The sequence below is a fragment of the Cognatishimia activa genome, from assembly GCF_017798205.1.
GTDB lineage: Bacteria > Pseudomonadota > Alphaproteobacteria > Rhodobacterales > Rhodobacteraceae > Cognatishimia > Cognatishimia activa_A.
In genome coordinates this window covers 1,378,490-1,397,851 of sequence record NZ_CP060010.1, presented here as the reverse complement: position 1 = coordinate 1,397,851, position 19,362 = coordinate 1,378,490, and the positions used below count along the sequence as shown (strand labels likewise).

The window sequence follows — 19,362 nt, the reverse complement described above, 5'->3', positions numbered from 1 at the left end:
GGGGAAATTGTTAGTTGCCTGCGACGAGCCGCAGATCTTTGCGCATGGTTTCCTTGAGGATCGCCTGATAGGCCGCGCGTTCTTCGCTTTGGTTCATAACGGGCTCAGAGACACCGCGCGCCTTCAAAGCACGAGTCGACATATGCAGGATCTGACAATAGGTCTCGGCCCGCTTTTCCGCGCGATGCACGGCGTTTTGCAAAGAGCGCAAGGCGCCAGCGCGGGTGAACGACAGCAGTGACACTGGCTCCCCCGCGCTGACTTGCACCGCCAGATCCGAGAAGCGACTCGTTACGCTTTCCTTCAGTTTGCAGTTCATCTTCCGCTCTAAACCAAACTGCGAGAAGGCGTTCTTGGCGGATGTGGCGCACACAAAGATCCCGTTGCCGCGATAGGTCACAAGATCGGCGTCTTCTCCGTAAAGGGTGGTGAGTTGGGTGGCGACTTCGCCCAGCATGCGGCGGAACCCAGCACCGGACATGCTGTCAAAAAGCTTTTCAACATTGAGCAGCTTGATCGCAAAGACGCTGGTGGTCAGCATTTTCATGCGCGACATCTGCAAGAGATAGTTCTCAAAGCTGACATAGCCGGTCACGCGTTCAACGCCGCTTATTTCGACGGGTTCGGATAAGCTGTGCTCAAAGCTGCGTGCGAGGTCTTTGCGCAGCGACAGCAGCTCTGTTTCGCTTTCTTCGATGCGCACGGCTTCAGCGATCAGGCGTTCTGCATTGCTTAAGCGGCTGAACAGCTCGAGAAATTCGAAGGGTTTGGTGATGTAATCCGTCGCACCCGCCTGAAACGCGCGGTCGACGAATTTCTTCTCGGACATCGCGGTCAGCATCAGCACAGGTGTGCGTTCATACCCTTTGGTGGTGCGCAGTTCTGAACAGAGCTCGATCCCGTCCATACCCGGCATCTGAATATCAAGCATAAAGCAGTCAAACGGCTGCTCTGCGTCACGCACCATCTCCAAGGCCTCTGCCCCAGAGCTTGCCAGCTGGACCGAATGTTTGCTTTCCGTCGAGATAGCTGTCTTTAGCAGCTCACGGATATCTTCTTGGTCATCAACAGCAAGTATACGCATTGCCTACATCCTCGTCATTCAACCTAAAAGGGAATGTCGTGCGTGAATTCTTTCACTGACGCCAAGAGCAGAAAGCGCCATATCCCTGAAAAACCGTTTTATTGACGCAGTTTGACGGAAAAGTGGCGAAACGTGGCTAAACTGGGGCAAATAGCCCCCAGTTGAGCAACACTGTGGTGCCAAAAGTGAAACAAAGGTAAATAAATGGCAGATAATCCTTAAATTGCCATGAAGGATTAAACTGGCTTTAAACAACCTCAGGTACTCTATTCATGTGAGGCAGACCACATAACAAAAAAACTGGATAAACCTTTATGAGCATAACTGCATACAAGCGGACCATCACCGAAACTGAAAATCCGCGGCAGATCGAACGGCGTGTGTTCTCGAATGTCACCGCCGAAATGGAATTGCGCTCGCAAGAGTTCGACGGGGCAGAGAAGGCCGTAGACAAACTCAAGATCCTCTCTGAGGGATTGCGCGATACGCTCTCTTACAATCAACGCATTTGGCAAACGATCCGCAGCGATCTGATCAACCCCGGCAACGCATTGGCACCAGACCTGCGTGCGGGCTTGATTTCACTGTCGCTTTGGGTTGAGAATCACACCAACGAAGTCCTGAAAGGACAGAAAACGGTGAAACCGTTGCTGGACGTGAACCGCAGCATCATTCGCGGACTCGAAGGCAACCCGATGCACGTCATGGAGTGACCCTTGGCCCTACGTCTTACGCTAAAACCGAATGAGAAGATTGTTATCAACGGCTGCGTGATCCGCAATGCGGACCGCAGACAAATGCTGACGATCGAAAATCATGCGGACATCGTGCGGGGCGTAGACCTTTTGGACGAGGGTGAGGCCGGGTCTCCGGTTAAGAACGTGTACTTCTTTATTCAGACCGCTTTGCTTACGCCCGCAGTTCGGGACGAGCTGATCCCGGTCATTCACAAGGATCTGGCCAAGCTGGTCCCTGTGTTCCACGAAGAAATCGGTGGACATATTTTTGAAGCGGCGAACCATGTGTCGTGCCGTGACTTCTATAAGGCGATGCGCGCGCTGCGCCCATTGATCCAGTACGAAGCGCGGCTTTTGGATATGCTACAGGGCAAATCTGACGACGCGCAGGTCAGCGCTGCGGCAGAATAGGACAGACCCGAATGGTTATCAGCGTATCAGGATTGACCAGCCAGGCTGCGTTGAACCTTATCGACAGAACCCGCGATACGCAGATGAACACGCTTCGCAATGAGGCGCAGCACAATCGTGCTGCCAGCGTCTTTCGCGAACGGATTGCCTCCATCACCTCGCCCGAAGACCTGGTGAAGGACTTTGAAGTCTACAGCTTCGTCATGAATGCCTTTGACCTTGAAGACCAGATCTTCGGTCGCGGCATGATGCGCAAGATTTTGGAAAGCGATCCAAGTGACGATACCGCTTTGGTGAACCGGCTTTCGGACGCACGGTTTGGCGAAATCCACGATGCGCTTGGCTTTACTTTGCCCGGTGGGGGGCAGGTTGCGCCGTCTCGATTTGGCAGCACAGAGTGGCAGGATGAGATCGTTGATCGCTATTTCAACGTTCAATTCCAGAACCAATACAACGACCAGAATGAAACCGTCGGCACAGTGATGGAATTCCGCGATAAGGTGGATGGTTTCAGCTCTTGGTACAATATTCTCTCTGACCGCACGATGACAGAGTTCTTCCAGACCGCGCTGGGTATGCCGTCGCAGCTGTCGAGTCTGGACATCGACAAACAGGCCGAGATGCTTGAAAAGCGTTTCAGCCTGGAAAAGCTGCAGGACCCGCGTGAGGTCGAAGCCTTGATTTCGCGCTATATGATTATCCGGGATGTAAACAACCCGCCGGCGCAGGCCACGAGCGCGGCTATTCAGATCCTGAACAACTCGTCAGGACAGTTCGTACCGTTTACGCTCGACATTGATGCTGTGAATTTCTCAGGCAGCGCGACGCTTTTCCGCTAAGCGCGGCCTACTCCATCATCTCTTCGCCTTCATCTTCATCTGGCAGCTCGATGTCCCCGGCTTCGGCCAGTTGAACCGCGGCTTCAACCAGATCAGACTGGGCTTTCTTGACGTCTTTAGACTTTACAGGGCCCATGGCCTTCATCTCATCCTGCAACATATCGCGTGAGCGCGCTGGAAGCGCGTTGAGGAAGTGATCTCGGACTTCTTTCTCCGCCCCTCGAAGTGCCATTGGAAGAGTGTTGCCCGAAACCTCGCGCATGACTTTCGCAAGCGCGTTGGCTGGAACTTTTCCGAGGTCGTCGAAGACAAACATCTTTTGTTTGATGGAACGGATCTTCTCTGGAATGTTCTTTTCCAGTTGCTTGGCGATGCCCTCGAACATCTTGGTGTCGAGTTTGTTGAACACCTTCACCAATTGCTTCTCGGCTTCGGCTTCAGCGTTGTTCCCGGCCTTGGCCAGAACTTCGCGACGCAGGCTTTCTTCGATGGCTGCCATAGAATCCGGCGGTAGCACTTCGATCGAGACCATGCGTTCGATGATATCGATCGTGCGATCTTCTCCCATCAGGGGCAAAACGCGCGCAACCGCGTCAGGGGTCACCTTCGCGAGAATAACCGCAACGGTCTGGTTGTGTTCCTTGCGCAGGTAGTCGGCGAACATCTTCTCGTCGAGCTTGGAGAGTTCTTCCCACAAATTGTCGCCAACGCCGCTTTCGATTTCCTCAAGAATGGAATCCACGCGGTCTTCCGGCAAGAAACCCTTCAAGAGCCCACGTGCAGCTTCGACAGACCCGACAATGCCGCCGTAGTTCGAGAACTTCTGACCAAACTCGCGCATGACTTCTTCGACGATGTCAGATTGCACTTCGCCCATAGCGGTAATGGCACGCGTGATTTTGCTGATCTCAGAGCTCTTGAGTTCCTGCATGAGCTTGCTGCCGCGTTCTTCGCCCAGGCACAAAAACAGGATCGCAGTCTTTTCGGGACCGGTCAGGCGCTGTGCGCGGCGAATGGTGGCGAATTGGTTCATTGATGCTCTGATTTTACGGCCTTAGGGCCTCGTGAAACTCACCTTATCCATGGATAACCTATGCCATACTTACTCTGCAACCTTAAGTTATCCACAATATCTTGTGTTGCACGCTACCCTCCGCCCGCGACGACGGTGTAGGATTGCATTAACGATCCAGCCAGCATGTACCAGCCGTCAATCAACACGAAAAAGATGACCTTAAAGGGCAATGACACGATGACAGGCGGCAACATCATCATACCAGCAGACATGAGAACCGAGGCCACGATGAGGTCGATCGCGATAAACGGCAGGTAGAGCAGGAAACCGATGGTGAAGGCGCGACGCAACTCAGAGATCATGAAGCTTGGGATAAGAACGCGCCATTCAACGTCTTGGGCATTCTCAGGGATAACTTCGGGCTCTGGTTCGCCTGCGATATCGCGAAAGAGCGCCATGTCCTTTTCGCGCGTGTTCACGAACATGAACTGGCGGAAAGGTTCCGCGATCGCGACTGCGGCCTGTTCTTCAGTGATGGCATTGCGGATCAGAGGCTGGAGGCCGTCTTGATAGGCATCGTCGAACACGGGTTGCATAACGAAATAGGTCATGAACAGCGCCATCGCGTTCAGCACCATATTGGGCGGCGTCTGCTGCAGACCCAACGCCGAGCGCAGCATGGAAAAGACAATGACGAAGCGTGTGAAGCTGGTCATCACAACCAACAACCCCGGCGCAATCGACAGAACCGTGACAAGCGCGAAGAGCTGGATCAAGCGACCTGCCAGTGTGGTTGTACCCTCGCTGCCCGGTTCTTCGCCACTGATGGTGCTGGAAAGTTCGCGCAGCAGCCCACCAAAGTCCTCTTGTGCCACAGCCGTATCCGCCAGGAACATCCCAGCGGTCAGGGCAATGATCAGCCCAAAGAGGGATTGCAGGCTGCGCACCGGATCAGGTGCCGGAAATAAAGTCTTTGACGATCTCTCGCAGGGCGACACCGATAAATTCGCCGTTCACTTTGACCAAGTCACCGCGCGCGACCATGCGGTCGTTGATCATGATATCAATCGGGTCTCCGACTTTGCGGTCCAGCTCGATCACCGAGCCTTTGGTCAGTTCCAGAAGCTCGGAAATCGACATGCGCGAGCGGCCCAAGACCACGCGGACGTCGAGCTTGACGTTATAGAGCGCATCGATGTTGCGTCCGCCCAGTTCTTCGCCTTCGGCAATCGCCTCAAGCGCCTCTTCTGGCGTAACGGACCCCTCTGCTGGGGCTTCGGTTTCAGCGGCTTCAGGCGTGTCTTCTGACATGGCTTAGACTTTCTGAGGTTGAGGGTTCATTTTCGAGGAGGCCTCGCGCAGCCCGTCCAGCAATTCGGACACCACGCGATCGAGGTTGTATTTCAGGAAACCGTTTTCCCAGGTCACGCGCGCCTCGCCGTTCTTGAAATCAGGGTCGGTTGCGACCTCGAGCATCTCACCGGTTGGATCGATGACTTTGAGCGGCTCGGCAAGGGCGGCTTGGGTTTCTGGGGCCAGTTTGATCTGCAGCTTGGACTGCCCGACGCCTAGATGCGCGGCTTCGGTGATGCGGGCTTGCACAAGCTCTGCCGAATAGGCGTTGAGGAAGTCAGGCGCTATGCGTTCAGCGACGTCCAGAAACAGATCGATGATGTCTTGCTGCATGTCGGACCGACGACGGGCGTCTTCGGTCGCGAAATCCGCGATGCGGTTTTGGAGTTCTTGCAGGGCCTCAAGCGCCTCGGCTTCGATGGTCTGGCGTTCAGACTGACGACCGGCGGCCTCTCCTTCGTTGAGGCCATTCAAATGGCCTTCGGCACGCGCGTCCGCCAGCATTTTGCCCAGCTCCGCTTCGGTGAAGGTGAAAAGTGGCTCGGCGGCCTCTTCGGTGACCTCATCGGCGCCATCTACTTGCGCGGCAGAGGCTTGCTCAGCATCAAAGTCTCTGAGGAAGAGCGCGTTCATGCCTCAGCCTCCTGATGCAGCCAGCTGCGCAGGACGCGCAGGACGTCATCTGGCTTTTCCTCGGCCATGTTCTGAATGGCTTCGACACGCGCTTTGATCAAGCTGCCGCGCACCCCGAGGGTTTCGATGTACTCATGCGGGCCGTCGTCTTCGTTTATGTCAAAGATCGAGGTCGCGCCCGGGGCTTCGGGATCGGATCCATTGCGCACAGCGCGAGGCTCATATTCCGGCTGCTCTTGCGTCTGTATCGCGGCAAGCTCTGGCTCGGCCGTCGGGGACGGGAGCGGCTGTTGTACGGTAGGATCTGCGGCAAGGACATCGCCCTCAGCTGTTGCGGTCACCTCAAGAGGTTCACCATCAGGGCCTGTAAGGGCAACGGCGTCGTCATTCGACAGCTCTGCAGGTTTTTCAAGCAAGGTACGCAGGGCGGGACGAACACCGAGGATCATAATCATCGCGACGATGATCAGACCCAGCAGAGCTCGCAGGACAGACATGAAGTTGCGGGTGATCTGATCCATGATGGACATGGTGACCGGATCGCCGACCTCCATCGAATAATCCATGAAGCGCAGGCTGTCGACCGAGACCTCATCGCCGCGTGCGGCACTAAAGCCGACGGCGGTTTTCACGAGTTCCTGCAAGCGTGCGATTTCTTCGGGCGCGCGGTCTTCATAGATCACATCACCGTCTTCAACGTTGTAGATACCATTCACCAGAACCGCGACCGAGATGCGTTTGACCTCTCCGGCTTCGCGGATGATTTCGCGGCGGGTGTTGCCGATTTCGTATTGGACAACTTCACCGGATTTGGATTGCGTGTTGCTGGCACCTGCCCCATCACCCCTGCAGCGCCGCAGGATGTTGTTTTCAACGCCAACGTTGCCGTTGCCTTCGGTGCCTGATTTATCTTCGGTGGTGCTTTCGGTGGATCGCACAACCTGCTGCTCGGGGTTAAAGCTCTGCTCTACGACGACTTCTCGCGAGTTCGTCAGTTCCACATTGACCCGCACACGAGCGTTGCCAGCGCCGACGCGGGCGGTCAGCATGTTCTGGACTTCTTGCGCCAGTCGCTCTTCGATGGTGGACTTCGTGGTTTGCAGCGTCACCTGACCGCCGGCAGATCCGGTCTCGGCCAGAATGACTTCGCCGCTTGCCGACAGGACGGTGACACGGTTGAGGTCAAGCTCCGCGACGGATGACGCCACAAGGTTCCGCACAGCTGTCGCCTGTTTGCGGCTGATGGCGCGACCCGGCACCGGGCGCACAATCACAGACGCGCGCGGGTTGGGACGCTCGCGGCTAAAGGCTTCGCGCTCCGGCAAAACCAGATGAACGCGCGCACTTTGCACGCCTTCGAGCGTTTGGATAGACCGCGCCAGTTCGCCTTCCATCGCGCGCAAACGGTTCACGCGTTGCATGAAAGAGTTCATGGCAAGGCCGGTGGATTCGTCAAAGAGCTCCCAACCCGGATCGCCTTCAATTGGAATACCGGTCTCGGCCAGAACCATCCGCGCGCGCGCCATGTCCGACGCAGGGACAGACACAGACGTGCCGTCCTCACTCATGATCGCGTTAAAGCCGGAACTTGTTAGCGTGGCCTCGATCGAACTTGCCGTCGCCGTCGAAAGGTTCCGATACAGAGGCTGGTAGTTCGGCGCGGTGATCGCGGTGATGCCAAACAGCATGACACCCATAATCACAGCCGCGACCCCGCCCAGGATCATGAGCCGACGCTGACCCAGCGCCATCAGATTGTTCAGAAAGTTCTGCACGGGGCCTCCTGAGGCGTTACGGCTGTCTTTGATGTAAGGATAGACTATTTTTGAATAGCAAGTAAATATCCATGTCTATACTTGCATTCAATTGAAAAAACTAAGAATATACCAAGCAGAATTATTGGAAAATCCATGGCTAAGGCACCTAAGGAAAACGATGCGGAGCTGGCGGCCGAGGCAGAGGGCGAAGAAGACGCCCAGCCTAAGGGCAGTAAAAAGCTTCTGATTGCAGCGGTTGTGCTGTCTCTCGTCTCTTTGGGCGGAGGGTTTTTCCTTGCGCGGATGGCGTTTCAAGAAGACGCCGAGACCTATGCGCCTGACTATGTTGAAGAAGTCGTCGAAGAAGGTGTCGACGAGGAACTCGCCGCTAAAGAGTCTGACGAAAAGAACGCTGACGGCGGTGGTGAGGGCGAAGAAGAGATCAAAACCGCCGAAGACGGCATTATCGAGTTTGATGAGATCCTGACCAATATCACCAGTTTCAATCAACACGGTGTCCCGATCAACGCCTTCCTCAAGATGAATGTGGTCATGGTCTATCGCCCGGATCCCGGCTCCAAAGAGCTGATGGAAAGCCGAAAGCCGTTCATGCGGGATCTGTTTAACGGATATGCCCGTAGCCTGACGGAAGCAGATGTGCGGGGCATGGCAGGGATCCTGACCGTGAAATCCGAGTTGTTGAAACGGGCACGGGCAGCGGCAGGCAATGATTTGCCGCAAGAAATCCTGATCAGCGATCTGATCGTGCAATAGGCGGGGCGAGAATGAACAAGATCATGACGCCAGAGGAAATCGCCGAAAACGGCAAAGGGGTGATCGACGAGATCATCCGCATGTCCGATTTCAATTTCGACCGCCTTCCGATGCTGGACATTATCGGCGAGCGACTTGCGGATGCTTTGACGGCCGTTTTGCCTGACGTCACAGGTGTGATCGTCGAGGCCTCCTTGAACAGTCTGGACTATCTCCCGATGGCGCAGGCGATCGACGGGATCTCGATGCCTTCGTTTTTTGGCATCGTAGAGGCAAACCACCTGAATGGCGCTATCCTGCTGGCACTGGACTCGACCTTTGCCCTGACCACTATGGAGCTCATGCTGGGTGGGTCTCCGAAAGGCGAGTTGAAAAGGCAGTCCGAAGAGTTCACGGCAATCGAGCGCGGCTTTGCGCGCCGGATTGGCGATATTCTAACAGTTGAATTGCGTCGCTGTCTGGCAATGGTCGCCGATGTCGATATGGAACTGGACCGCATCGAGACAGATCCGGACTCGTCGATGGTAACCCAACCGACCAGCCTTGTGTGTCGTATGCGATTTGCCGTCGCGCTGGCCGGTCGCACGGGCATGTTTGACGCGATCATCCCTTACGACGCTTTGGAACCAATCCGTCCCAAGCTGGGCAAAATCCACTACGGAGAACCCAACGAGGATGGCAGCCCGTGGAAAGATCAGCTGACCGGCCAAATCGAACGGTCAGTGGTTGAGCTGGAAGCTGTGCTGACAGAGATCGAGCTGCCAATCCAGACATTGCTGAATTGGAAACCGGGCGAAACGGTGAACCTCTGGATCGAAGAGGATCACGAGGCCCGAGTGATCTGCGCAGAAACAGAGATGTTCAAGGCGCTGATGGGTAAACGCAACAATGGCAATACCGCCATTCGCATTACAGAACGTATCGAAGCAGAAGAGGAGACCGACCATGGCCGCGACATTGACTGATCTTGTGATCATAGCGCTGCTGACTGGCGCGATCGCTTATGGGTATTACGTATCGCGTAAAGTGCATGTTTTGATGGGGGCTTTGAAAGAGTTGGAGCCGCTGATCAACGAATATTCTCAGGCCGTCGACAAGTCCGAGGCCTCGGTTGCTGCGATGAAGCAGAACCTTGAGGAGCGTCCGATGTTTAAGGAGGCAGAGGATGAAGACGAGCCGATGTTTGCGACACGTCGCCAGTCCCGCGCCAAAATCCCGGGTGTTCAGGTGGTGCGCGACAAGCAGGATCTGGTGCGGCGCTTCTTTGACGCCTCTCGCGCCGAACGGGCCTGATCATGGCGCGGGTTCCGGTTGGTAAAATCCTGATTGGGGGGTTGGTGATGACCGTCGTGGCGAAGGCCGCGGTGTCTTTGCCTGAATTGCCCAATCCGTTTACCGCTCCGGCGCCGACAATTTCAGATATCGTTCTGACCGCAGGCGATGCTGACACGGATGAAAAGGTTGTTGCGAAGTCCGAAGACGAGGATGACGAAGGTCCACCTCCGGTGATTGCGGGGCTGTCGGACACGCCCGGGCTTTGTGAGACTCCCGAAGAAGTGCTGCGCGCGCTGTCCAAAGAGCGCGAACTGATCGCCGAACGCATGGCCAAGGTCGATGCGCATGAGGCGGAAGTGACGCTAGCGCGCGAAAAGCTGGATATCGAGAAGGCGGCTCTGGTGGAGTTGAAGGGCTCGATTGAGACCCTGCTGGCCAAGATTGAAGCGCAGCAGACCGATGACGTTCAGCGCTTGATTGACTTCTACAAGAACATGAAGCCTGCAGAAGCTGCGAGCCTCATGAACGAAATGGATATCGAAGTGACGATCATGGTTCTGGGGACCATGTCGCCGCGCACCGCTGCTCCGATTTTGGCGAAGATGACGCCAGTAAGGGCGCGGGCGGTGTCCAAGATTATTCTGGAACGCAGTCAGTTGCCGGGTGATCAAGACCTGAACGGGGTTCGTCTGAACTGACGGAGGTCGCTTTTTCTTTAAAAGAAAAAGCCTCCGGATTTTTTCAAAAAATCCGGAGGATGCAAATTAGGCGCCGGGAAAATCCCCGGCGCCTTTGCTGTTTATGCGTCAAACCGGTCGTTGTTCATGACCTTGGTCCAAGCGGCAACGAAGTCGTGCACGAACTTCTCGGCATTGTCGTCTTGCGCATAAAGTTCTGCATATGCGCGCAGGATGGAGTTGGAGCCAAAGATCAGATCCACGCGGGATGCCGTCCATTTGACAGACCCTGACGCGCGATCTCGAACTTCATAACCGCCCTCGACCGGATGCCATGTATTGGCCATGTCGGTCAGATTAACGAAGAAGTCTGTGGTCAGTGCGCCCACGTTGTCGGTGAACACACCATCCGCGCTGCCACCGTGGTTGGTCCCAAGAACACGCATGCCGCCAACAAGGACTGTCATCTCTGGCGCGGACAAGCCCAAGAGTTGCGCTTTGTCGAGCAGCATTTCCTCGGCCGCGACTGCGTAGTCTTTCTTCAACCAGTTACGGAAGCCGTCGTGGATGGGTTCCAGAACGTCAAAGCTGTCGACATCGGTGGACTCTTGCGTGGCATCGCCGCGACCCGGAGTGAACGGCACCTCGACATCGAACCCGGCCGCCTTGGCTGCGGTTTCCACGCCGACATTGCCCGCCAGCACGATGGTATCTGCGAGGCTTGCACCATTTGCAGAAGCGATGCCTTCCAGAGTGCCAAGAACACTCGCCAGACGCGCTGGCTCATTGCCGTCCCAGTCCTTCTGAGGTGCCAGACGAATGCGCGCGCCATTGGCACCGCCGCGCAGGTCCGAGCCACGGAAAGTCCGCGCGCTGTCCCAAGCGGTTGCCACGAGATCAGAGGTCGACAGACCGCTGGATGCGATGGCTGCTTTGACCGCTGCAACATCATAGCCCGTTGCGCCCGCTGGGATCACGTCTTGCCAGATCAGGTCCTCTGCAGGCACGTCTGGGCCAACATAGCGCGCCTTTGGCCCCATATCGCGGTGGGTCAGTTTGAACCAAGCACGTGCAAAGCAATCGGAGAAATAGTCGAAGTCATTCTGGAACTTTTCAGCGATTTCGCGGAAGCCCGGGTCGACTTTGACCGCCATATCCGCGTCGGTCATGACCGGCATGCGGCGCTGGGAAGCGTCTTCGGCGTCCACTGGCATGTCTTCCTCAGAAATGCCGACTGGCGCGTATTGCTGTGCTCCGGCTGGGGATTTCACCAGTTCCCAATCGTATTTGAACAAAAGGTCCAGATAGCCGTTGTCCCATTTGGTCGGGTTCGTGGTCCAGGCGCCTTCGATGCCAGAGGTCACAGTGTCAGACCCAATGCCGCGACCGGATTTGTTCAGCCAGCCAAAGCCCATGTCTTCGATTTCTGCGCCTTCGGGCTCTGCGCCCAGCTTGCCCGCATCGCCATTGCCGTGCGCCTTACCGACGGTATGGCCACCGACTGTCAGCGCCACGGTTTCCTCATCATTCATCGCCATACGGCCAAAGGTGACGCGCATGTCCTTGGCGGTGTTCAGAGGGTTCGGCTGAGCATTCACACCTTCCGGGTTCACATAGATCAGACCCATGACCACAGCCGCCAGAGGGTTCTCGAGGCTTTCGCGGTCGTCCGCATCAGAATAGCGGCCATCGGTCAGCCACTCGCGCTCGGTGCCCCAATAGGTGTCTTTCTCGGGGGCCCAGATGTCAGGACGGCCATAGCCGAAGCCAAAGGTTTTCAGACCCATGGATTCATAGGCCACTGTGCCCGCAAGGATGATCAGATCCGCCCAGCTGAGCTTGTTGCCGTATTTCTTTTTGATCGGCCACAGCAGACGACGCGCTTTGTCGAGGTTGCCGTTGTCAGGCCAAGAGTTCAGCGGTGCAAACCGCATGTTGCCGTGGCCTGCGCCCCCGCGACCGTCCGTCGTGCGGTAAGAGCCAGCCGAGTGCCATGCCATCCGGATCATCAACCCGCCATAGTGGCCATAGTCCGCAGGCCACCAGTCCTGGCTATCGGTCATAAAGGCCATGCAGGTCCTTTTGACCGCGTCAAAATCCAGCCCCTTAACCTCGGATTGATAGTCAAAATCCGGACCCATCGGATCTGTTTTCACGTCATGCTGGTGCAGAATGTCCAGGTTCAGCGTCTTGGGCCACCAGTCGGTCGTCGGCTGTGCCTGAGAGGTATTGCCCCCATGCATCACCGGACACTTGCCAGCGCTTTTGTCATGTACGTTCATGTGAAATCCTTTTCCTGAAGTCGAGGTGGGTCTGATGCCTGCCTATAAAATCGGCGTATCTCGGGTTTAGAATAGATCTAAATTTTCATTTGAAGAAATTGTATTTTTGAATTCAATTGATATGATTTTCTTATGAATAACCTGACATTGAAACAGCTTCGTTATTTCTCTGCGGTGGCCAAACACGCGCATTTTGGCCGTGCCGCCGAGGCCTGCGCCGTGTCACAACCCGCTTTGTCTGTGCAAATCAGAGAGTTAGAGCAATCACTCGGCATGGCTCTGTTTGAACGCAGCACGCGGCAGGTGCGTTTGACCGGATTTGGCGAGGAATTTGCGCGGCGGGCGCGGGAAATTCTGCGTTCGGTGGATGAGCTGGGCGATCTGGCGCGCGCCTCGCGTGGGGGCATGGCAGGGCAGTTGCGGCTTGGGGTGATTCCTACGGTCGCGCCCTATTTATTGCCGCGGGTTTTGGGGGTTTTAGATGAGGCTTACCCGGGGCTGGAATTGAAAATCCGCGAGACCCTGACCCAGACTCTGATCGCAGAGTTGTCCGAAGGTCGTCTAGACGCGGCGATTGTAGCCTTGCCCCTTGCCGAAACAGGGTTGGATGAATTCGCTCTGTTTGACGAAGAGTTCGTGTTGATCCGACCCTCGGATGAAGGCGACATGCCGGTGCCCGCGCCAGATCAGCTGCGAGAGATGAAGCTGCTGTTGCTGGAAGAGGGCCACTGTTTCCGCGATCAGGCTTTGGCGTTTTGCAGCTACAACCCCAGCTCGTCGCGAGAGTTGCTGGATGCTTCGTCTTTATCGACTTTGGTGCAATTGGTGGGGTCGGGCGTTGGAGTCACTTTGATCCCTGAAATGGCGGTTCCGGTAGAAACCCAATCCGCGCGAGTTGCGGTGGCTCGGTTTGGCACGCCGCAACCGACGCGCTCGATTGGTCTGGCTTGGAGGAAGTCCAGTTCCTTGGCGGGCCAGCTTGAACAGTTGGCGCATATTTTGAGGGACGCGCTTGGCCCCGACTAGACGCCCCACCCGTACCAGAACAGCAAAAGGCTGAGGCCGATCCACGTGATGATCAGCACCCAATAAAGGCCCGGCGTGTCGCGGCGGCTGATGGGCTCGACAAAGAACGTCTCGCCACTGCGTAGAGCGGGAATGGTCCACATCAGGAACAGGATGCCCCAGAGCCAATTTAAGTTGGTGAAGAGCGCGAGGTAGACGATGCCGAGCCCCACCCATGTGCGCCATTTGGTGTCGGGTTTGGCGGGTGTGGGTTTAGTTGTCGTGGGTATGCTTGGCGTCGCAGCGCTTTTGACTTCGGTCACGAAGAATGCGCCTCTGTCCGGGTCGCGCGCTAGCAATGTGCCCTCGCCTTCAAAGACGACTTCACCGCCTTGGACCAGAAGCGTGGCTTTAGACGCGGCTAGGTTCTCAGTCGCGAATTGGATCGACCAGAATTGCTCTTTGCCACGCTCCTCGTCTGGCATTTGGTGGAGTTCGGCGACCTGCGCGCCGGTCTTTGAGATCACATTGAAGGAGGTCTCTGTGCCTTGCGGGTCCAATGTCCATCCAAAGAGCGCGTTGTAAAACCCGCTGACCGCATCCGCGTCTGAGACATACAGCGCAAAGGCCATCGCGTGTCCTGATGTGGGTGTGATCGCACTGGTGTCGGGCATGCCGCCTTGCATGACGGTAAAGCCCGCGCCCAGGGGGTCTCGGATCAGGGCAACCTGACCGAAGTCGCCCCAGCTGATCGGGCCGATTTCAACCCGACCGCCAAGGGACAAAGCCGTCTCGCAAGCCGCGTTGATGTCCTCCACATCGATATAGGGCATCCAGAAGCTGGGCATGCCGATCTCGACGAATTTCGGAGGCATTTGGTAGATCGCGGCGCTTGCACCGTGCTGGGTTCCAGCCACGTCATAGGCGGTGCCATCCGGTTGGGTCAGGCCCTCATACGCCCAACCGAAAAGCTCTGAATAAAAGGGTTTGGTTACATCTGGTCGAAACGTCGACAGATCACACCAGATGAATTCGCCATGCGCCATGAAAGCCCCCTTGCCTCTCTTAGATCCAACTTAAGCGCTTTTTGGATCTGTCCAAGTGGGATCATCGTGTCCGTGACGTCAACAGGCGACCATCTGTGACGGCAAATCCGACAGCAATGACGGCGAAGCCGATCCACGCGCTGGAGGGGAGGCGCTCGCCGAGGAAGGCCGCGCCGAGGGCGATGGCGAAGGGAGGGATCAACAGCGTGACGAGCATCAGGTTGGCCGCCCCCGCGCGTTTCAGGATCGCGAAGTAAAGCCCATAGGCGAGGACTGTGGAGAGGCATGAAAGGCCCAGAAGCGCTGACCAAACAGAAGGAGACAGCGCAAAACTGGGCGGTCCGTCGACGACCAAAACGATTGGGATCATCAAGACCGTGCTGCCGATCACCATGCCGCAGGCGTTCATCAGGGGTGGCTGGGTTGCCAGCGTGGCTTTGCCCCAAACGCTTGCGACAGCATAGGACAAAGACCCAGCCAGAATGGCGAGTTGAGCCAAGTTGGCGAGGTTAAATCCAAGGAGCGCGTCTGGACCCATGATGAGGCCCACGCCGATCAGCCCCAGCCCTGCGCCTGCCAGTTTGTTTGGGGTGAGCGGCTCGTCCTTGAGCAAAAGCCCCGCCACCACCGCGCCAAACATCGCTGTTGTGCCGTTCAGAATTGACGCGAGCCCACTGTCGATCTGGCTTTGCCCCCAAAAGATCAGGGAAAAGGGAATGGCGTTGTTCAAGGCACCCATGACCAGATAGGCGCCCCAGGTGCGCGGGTCTCTCGGCAAGGGAATGCCTGCGATCCGAACCACGATTAACAAAAGCGGCGCGGCCCAGAAGACGCGGTGCAGGGTGATCGTCAGGGGTGGAACCTCGGCCAGCGCGATCTCTGCGAAAAAGAACGACCCGCCCCAGACAGAGGCGAGCGCGAGCAAAAGCAGGCTGGAGGTTAGGTCGAGCTTGGCTGATGTAGTCATGGCGCGAGACTATGGGGCCGCGACAGGCCCCACAATCCGGTTCTTGCGGCAATTACGTATAGCGTGCGATTGGATCACCCAGCAGGTTTTCGTCTGGGTGAACGCCGAGGCCCGGCGTTTCAGGCAGATGCAGATGACCGTCCACATTCCGAGGCCCCTGCCCCGGCGCAATATCCAGAGTGATCATATCCTGACAGGCCCAGACCGCGTGGCAGTTGTGGTCTGGGATTGTCGCCGCCAAATGCAGGGCCTCGGTGTCGGCCAAGACCGAGCCGCCGGTTGCCATCACAAACATATCGATCCCATGCGCCAAAGCGACGTCGCGCATGCGGGCGGCTTTGGTGAGGCCTCCGACGCGGTTGAGTTTGATACCAAAGATTTCGGCGATCCCGTCGCGCGCGATGCGGGCGGCGTCTTGCAGCGTGACGAGGCTTTCGTCGACACTCACCGGTCCTGCGTGTTTTTGCGAGATCGCTGCGATGTCGTCGAGCGTCTCACCGGGTTGCTCGAACATGACATTCAGGTCTTCGGTGGCGCTCATAACCCGCAGCGCCTGTTGGCGAGTCCAGCCGCGATTGACGTCATAAAGCACGATTTCGCCAGGTTTGCGGATGTCTTCCACGTCGCGAATACGCGCGATATCGCGGTCGACGTCTCCGCCGATCTTCACCGAATGGGCGATATACCCGCGTTGGCGATAGCGGTCGATGACGGCGCGGGTTTCCTCGACGGTTTTGGCCCCGACTGACGACGCAATCGGGCGCGGGGTGCGAGAGCCGCCACCCATAAGGTCTGCAATCGGCAGGCCCGCCGCCTGACCTGCGATATCCCAACACGCCATATCGATGGGAGATTTGGCATAAAGATGCCCCGGCAAAGCAAGATCCATCGCACGTTCCACGTCCAGAACCCGCCGAGGGTCGAGCCCTATGACAAAGGGGGCCATGGTCTCTATACCTGCGCGAATGCCCGGTCCGTGGGCGGGGACATAGGTATGCCCCCAAGGCGTGCCTTCGCCCCAGCCGGTGATGCCCGCATCGGTCTCGATTTTGACGAAGGTTGCGTCGAGGACTTCGAATTTCAGGCGACCACCCGAGAGCCAATAGGGGTGCTCTAGCGGCAGATCTCTGTGGAATACGGTTATGGCTGTGATTTTCATGCTGTCTCTCCGGTGTCAAAGACCGCGGCACCTAGGCTTGCGAAATCAGGGGTGACGCCAAGGCCGGGCGTGTCGGTGGCATAGAGTTTACCGTCTTTGGATATCGGCCCGCCGATGCCCGTCGAGCGGGTGTTGTAGTTCATCAGGTCTGTCGTGTTCTGCAGATACTCTTCAGGCGTCGAGGCCGCGAAATGGGCCACAACCGAGGATGTGATCTCCCCGCCCCAAGTATCTTCACTGATGACGGGAATGCGATTGTCGATCAGGAAATCGCGCACGCGGCGGGCTTTGCTGAGGCCGCCGAGGTTTGAGATTTTGAGGCAACAGATTTCCGCCCCGCGATCCGCGACGATCCTTTGGGCTGCGTTCATCCCCGTGAGGCATTCATCGAGCTTCATCGGCTGTTCGGCCACGCGTCGCACTTGCTGGCATTCTTCATAGGTGCGGCAGGGCTGCTCTAGAATGAAATCAAGATCCTTGGTGGCACGCGCCAATCGGATCGCGTTGTCCACACGCCAGCCTTGATTTGCATCCGCCATGGCTTTTTCGCCGGGTTTCAGCAAGGGGACGGTTTGGCGAATGCGATCAATGTCCGTCTGCCAATCCGCGCCGACTTTGATCTGAAACTGGCGATAGCCTGCTGCGCGGTGACGGTCGAGTTCGGCAATGGTTTCCTCGGTCGAGCGCTGGGGAGCGACTCGATACATCGGAGCGCCATCCGTAAGTTTTCCTCCAAGCAGCATCCAGACAGGTTGGTTCGTGGCCTTGCCCAAAATGTCCCAGCAAGCTGCATCAAAAGGCGCTTTGGCGTAGCCGTGGCCCTGCACTGTGTGATCCAGAATTTGCTCGATCCGGCCGAGTTGCCGTGGGTCTTCACCCAACAGTTTACGTGCCACCAATTTCGCGAGGGCCTCGACGCCTTCGGAATGCGCGACCATATAGTTCTCGCCACAAGGCGTGAATTCCCCGCAGCCTTGTAGCCCTGCGTCTGTGTCGATGACCACGACCGAAGCCATAGCGACCTCGATGGCGTTCCCCGCACCCCAGGCATAGGCGCCGTCGACATAGGGCAAGGGCGTTTTGAAAACGCGGATACGGGTGATTTTCATGCAGGCTCCGGTGCTGGTGTGAAGCCTAGCTTAAGCCGGAAATTTCGCACTGAGTTGCAAAAAACGACGCGAAATGTAGTTTGCGACGGCCTTATTCAGGATCCTCGCGCAGCGACGAACCCGCAGGCGGCTTGCGATTTGGATCGGTTTTCAGCGCCATGACGAAGCTGATGATCTCGGCCACGACCTCCCAATGTTCCACTGGAACCGGGTCATCGATCTCGACCACATCGTAAAGCGTGCGCGCGAGTGGCTTGTTTTCCAGGATCGGCACGTCGTGTTCGTGGGCGATCAAACGGATCTGGCGCGCCATAAGGTCTGCGCCTTTGGCCACACAGACCGGCGCGACGTCCTCGCCGAGTTCGTATTTCAGAGCAACCGCATAGTGGGTCGGGTTGGTCAGGATCACATCGGCGTTCGGCACGGCCGCCGCGATGCGTTGTTGTGCGCGTTGGCGACGCAGGGCTGCGCGTTTGCCTCTGATCAAGGGGTCGCCTTCTGATTCTTTCATCTCGTCGCGGACTTCTTTGATCGTCATCATCTGCTTGTTGCGCCAGTTAAAGCGCTGCCAGAGGATGTCGAGGATCGCGACAGGCACAAGAAAAATCGCGGCCGCAATCAAGAGCCTGCGTGCTGCGTCGGCCATATAGCCCGGCAGGTATTCCGGCAAAAAGCCGGGCGTCTGCCAGATCGCCCGCACGGCGCCATTGGTCACCCAGAGGGCAAGGCCTCCGACCACAAGGACTTTGACGAGGCTTTTGACAAATTCGACCAGCGTATTGGCCGAGAACTGGCGTTTGATCCCGCCGATCAAGGAAATCTTGGAGAGCTTGGGTTTGATCCGCTCTGCGGCGACGACGGTTTCACCTTGAATCAAAACACCGAAAATGGCCCCCGCCAGCATCAGCGCGAAAATCGGTGTGATCGCGACCGAAATGCGGATCACAAAGTCCCAGAAGATCTCGCCAAGGTCGTTCACCCCCGCGCTGTCGCTGCCGATGTTGATCGTGCCGGACTGGTCAATCAGTGAGGACAGCGCATCCACCATCTGTGGCCCTTGCCATTGCAGAGCAAAGCCGGCCACGCCAATCAAAGAGACCACAACCATCATGTTGCCGGTCTCTTTCGAGGTGGGGACATCGCCTTTCTTACGCGCGTCGCGGAGTTTTTTCTCCGTCGGTTCCTGCGTCTGTTGGCTCTTGTCCTGTTCGTCGCCTTCTGCCATCTGGGCTCGCTTGC

20 protein-coding genes are annotated in these 19,362 nt (G+C 57.0%); 8 read left to right on the top strand and 12 right to left on the bottom strand.

What is annotated here, in order from left to right:
* Positions 1–10: 10 nt before the first annotated feature.
* A complete protein-coding gene (locus tag HZ995_RS06790) occupies positions 11–1,084 on the bottom strand; it encodes a response regulator (RefSeq protein WP_209357904.1) in 1,074 nt (357 codons plus the stop codon).
* A gap of 314 nt (positions 1,085–1,398) precedes the next feature.
* Here HZ995_RS06790 and HZ995_RS06785 point away from each other — a divergent pair, with 314 nt between their 5' ends.
* Genes HZ995_RS06785 through HZ995_RS06775 form a run of 3 tightly spaced genes read left to right on the top strand, consistent with a single transcriptional unit; the run spans position 1,399 to position 3,071 of the window.
* Positions 1,399–1,797: a flagellar biosynthesis regulator FlaF gene (locus HZ995_RS06785; RefSeq protein WP_209357903.1), complete on the top strand. Its 399-nt coding sequence runs from the start codon at positions 1,399–1,401 to the stop codon at positions 1,795–1,797.
* 3 nt (positions 1,798–1,800) lie between these two features.
* Positions 1,801–2,232 (top strand): flagellar biosynthesis repressor FlbT, encoded by a 432-nt coding sequence (locus tag HZ995_RS06780; RefSeq protein ID WP_209357902.1) that lies wholly within the window; start codon positions 1,801–1,803, stop codon positions 2,230–2,232.
* Between the two features lie 11 nt (positions 2,233–2,243).
* Positions 2,244–3,071 carry a DUF1217 domain-containing protein gene (locus tag HZ995_RS06775; RefSeq protein WP_209357901.1) on the top strand — a complete coding sequence of 276 codons (828 nt, stop codon included), beginning with the start codon at positions 2,244–2,246 and terminating at the stop codon, positions 3,069–3,071.
* 7 nt (positions 3,072–3,078) lie between these two features.
* Here the strand turns inward: HZ995_RS06775 and HZ995_RS06770 are convergent, their stop codons facing one another.
* From HZ995_RS06770 to fliF, 5 genes are all read right to left on the bottom strand, one after another.
* Positions 3,079–4,104 (bottom strand): flagellar motor switch protein FliG, encoded by a 1,026-nt coding sequence (locus HZ995_RS06770; RefSeq protein ID WP_209357900.1) that lies wholly within the window; start codon positions 4,102–4,104, stop codon positions 3,079–3,081.
* 113 nt (positions 4,105–4,217) lie between these two features.
* Entirely contained in the window at positions 4,218–4,982 is a 765-nt protein-coding gene (fliP, locus tag HZ995_RS06765; protein WP_209358187.1) for a flagellar type III secretion system pore protein FliP, read from the bottom strand.
* Between the two features lie 55 nt (positions 4,983–5,037).
* Positions 5,038–5,397 carry a flagellar motor switch protein FliN gene (gene fliN / locus HZ995_RS06760; protein ID WP_209357898.1) on the bottom strand — a complete coding sequence of 120 codons (360 nt, stop codon included), beginning with the start codon at positions 5,395–5,397 and terminating at the stop codon, positions 5,038–5,040.
* Between the two features lie 3 nt (positions 5,398–5,400).
* On the bottom strand, positions 5,401–6,072 hold the full coding sequence (locus HZ995_RS06755) for a FliH/SctL family protein (RefSeq protein ID WP_209357897.1): 672 nt from the start codon (positions 6,070–6,072) through the stop codon (positions 5,401–5,403).
* Positions 6,069–7,847, bottom strand: coding sequence for a flagellar basal-body MS-ring/collar protein FliF (gene fliF, locus HZ995_RS06750; RefSeq protein WP_209357896.1), 1,779 nt, complete (start codon positions 7,845–7,847; stop codon positions 6,069–6,071). The genes HZ995_RS06755 and fliF overlap by 4 nt, the downstream gene beginning before the upstream one ends.
* A gap of 135 nt (positions 7,848–7,982) precedes the next feature.
* Here fliF and HZ995_RS06745 point away from each other — a divergent pair, with 135 nt between their 5' ends.
* From HZ995_RS06745 to HZ995_RS06730, 4 genes are read left to right on the top strand one after another with little or no spacing between them, the layout of a single operon-like run.
* Positions 7,983–8,603 (top strand): flagellar basal body-associated FliL family protein, encoded by a 621-nt coding sequence (locus HZ995_RS06745; RefSeq protein ID WP_209357895.1) that lies wholly within the window; start codon positions 7,983–7,985, stop codon positions 8,601–8,603.
* 11 nt (positions 8,604–8,614) lie between these two features.
* Positions 8,615–9,568 carry a flagellar motor switch protein FliM gene (locus HZ995_RS06740; RefSeq protein ID WP_209357894.1) on the top strand — a complete coding sequence of 318 codons (954 nt, stop codon included), beginning with the start codon at positions 8,615–8,617 and terminating at the stop codon, positions 9,566–9,568.
* Positions 9,549–9,896 carry a flagellar motor switch protein gene (locus HZ995_RS06735; protein WP_209357893.1) on the top strand — a complete coding sequence of 116 codons (348 nt, stop codon included), beginning with the start codon at positions 9,549–9,551 and terminating at the stop codon, positions 9,894–9,896. Before HZ995_RS06740 ends, HZ995_RS06735 begins: the two co-directional genes overlap by 20 nt.
* 2 nt (positions 9,897–9,898) lie before the next feature.
* A complete protein-coding gene (locus HZ995_RS06730; RefSeq protein WP_209357891.1) occupies positions 9,899–10,576 on the top strand; it encodes a MotE family protein in 678 nt (225 codons plus the stop codon).
* A 101-nt stretch (positions 10,577–10,677) separates the two neighbouring features.
* On the opposite strand, the gene katG is transcribed toward HZ995_RS06730, so the two are convergent.
* Positions 10,678–12,837 (bottom strand): catalase/peroxidase HPI, encoded by a 2,160-nt coding sequence (gene katG, locus HZ995_RS06725; RefSeq protein WP_209357890.1) that lies wholly within the window; start codon positions 12,835–12,837, stop codon positions 10,678–10,680.
* Positions 12,838–12,969: 132 nt separating this feature from the next.
* Here katG and HZ995_RS06720 point away from each other — a divergent pair, with 132 nt between their 5' ends.
* Complete coding sequence (locus HZ995_RS06720; protein ID WP_209357889.1) at positions 12,970–13,863, top strand: hydrogen peroxide-inducible genes activator; 894 nt, start codon at positions 12,970–12,972, stop codon at positions 13,861–13,863.
* Here the strand turns inward: HZ995_RS06720 and HZ995_RS06715 are convergent.
* The 5 genes from HZ995_RS06715 to HZ995_RS06695 form a co-directional block, all read right to left on the bottom strand.
* Entirely contained in the window at positions 13,860–14,888 is a 1,029-nt protein-coding gene (locus HZ995_RS06715) for a VOC family protein (protein ID WP_209357888.1), read from the bottom strand. The genes HZ995_RS06720 and HZ995_RS06715 overlap by 4 nt on opposite strands.
* 61 nt (positions 14,889–14,949) lie before the next feature.
* On the bottom strand, positions 14,950–15,855 hold the full coding sequence (locus tag HZ995_RS06710; RefSeq protein ID WP_209357886.1) for a DMT family transporter: 906 nt from the start codon (positions 15,853–15,855) through the stop codon (positions 14,950–14,952).
* 52 nt (positions 15,856–15,907) lie between these two features.
* On the bottom strand, positions 15,908–17,014 hold the full coding sequence (locus HZ995_RS06705; protein ID WP_209357885.1) for a mandelate racemase/muconate lactonizing enzyme family protein: 1,107 nt from the start codon (positions 17,012–17,014) through the stop codon (positions 15,908–15,910).
* The gene (locus HZ995_RS06700; RefSeq protein ID WP_209357883.1) at positions 17,011–18,123 is read right to left on the bottom strand and encodes a mandelate racemase/muconate lactonizing enzyme family protein; all 1,113 of its coding nucleotides are present in this window, start codon (positions 18,121–18,123) and stop codon (positions 17,011–17,013) included. Before HZ995_RS06700 ends, HZ995_RS06705 begins: the two co-directional genes overlap by 4 nt.
* Positions 18,124–18,214: 91 nt before the next feature.
* Positions 18,215–19,348 carry an EscU/YscU/HrcU family type III secretion system export apparatus switch protein gene (locus HZ995_RS06695; protein WP_209357882.1) on the bottom strand — a complete coding sequence of 378 codons (1,134 nt, stop codon included), beginning with the start codon at positions 19,346–19,348 and terminating at the stop codon, positions 18,215–18,217.
* Between the last annotated feature and the right edge of the window lie 14 nt (positions 19,349–19,362).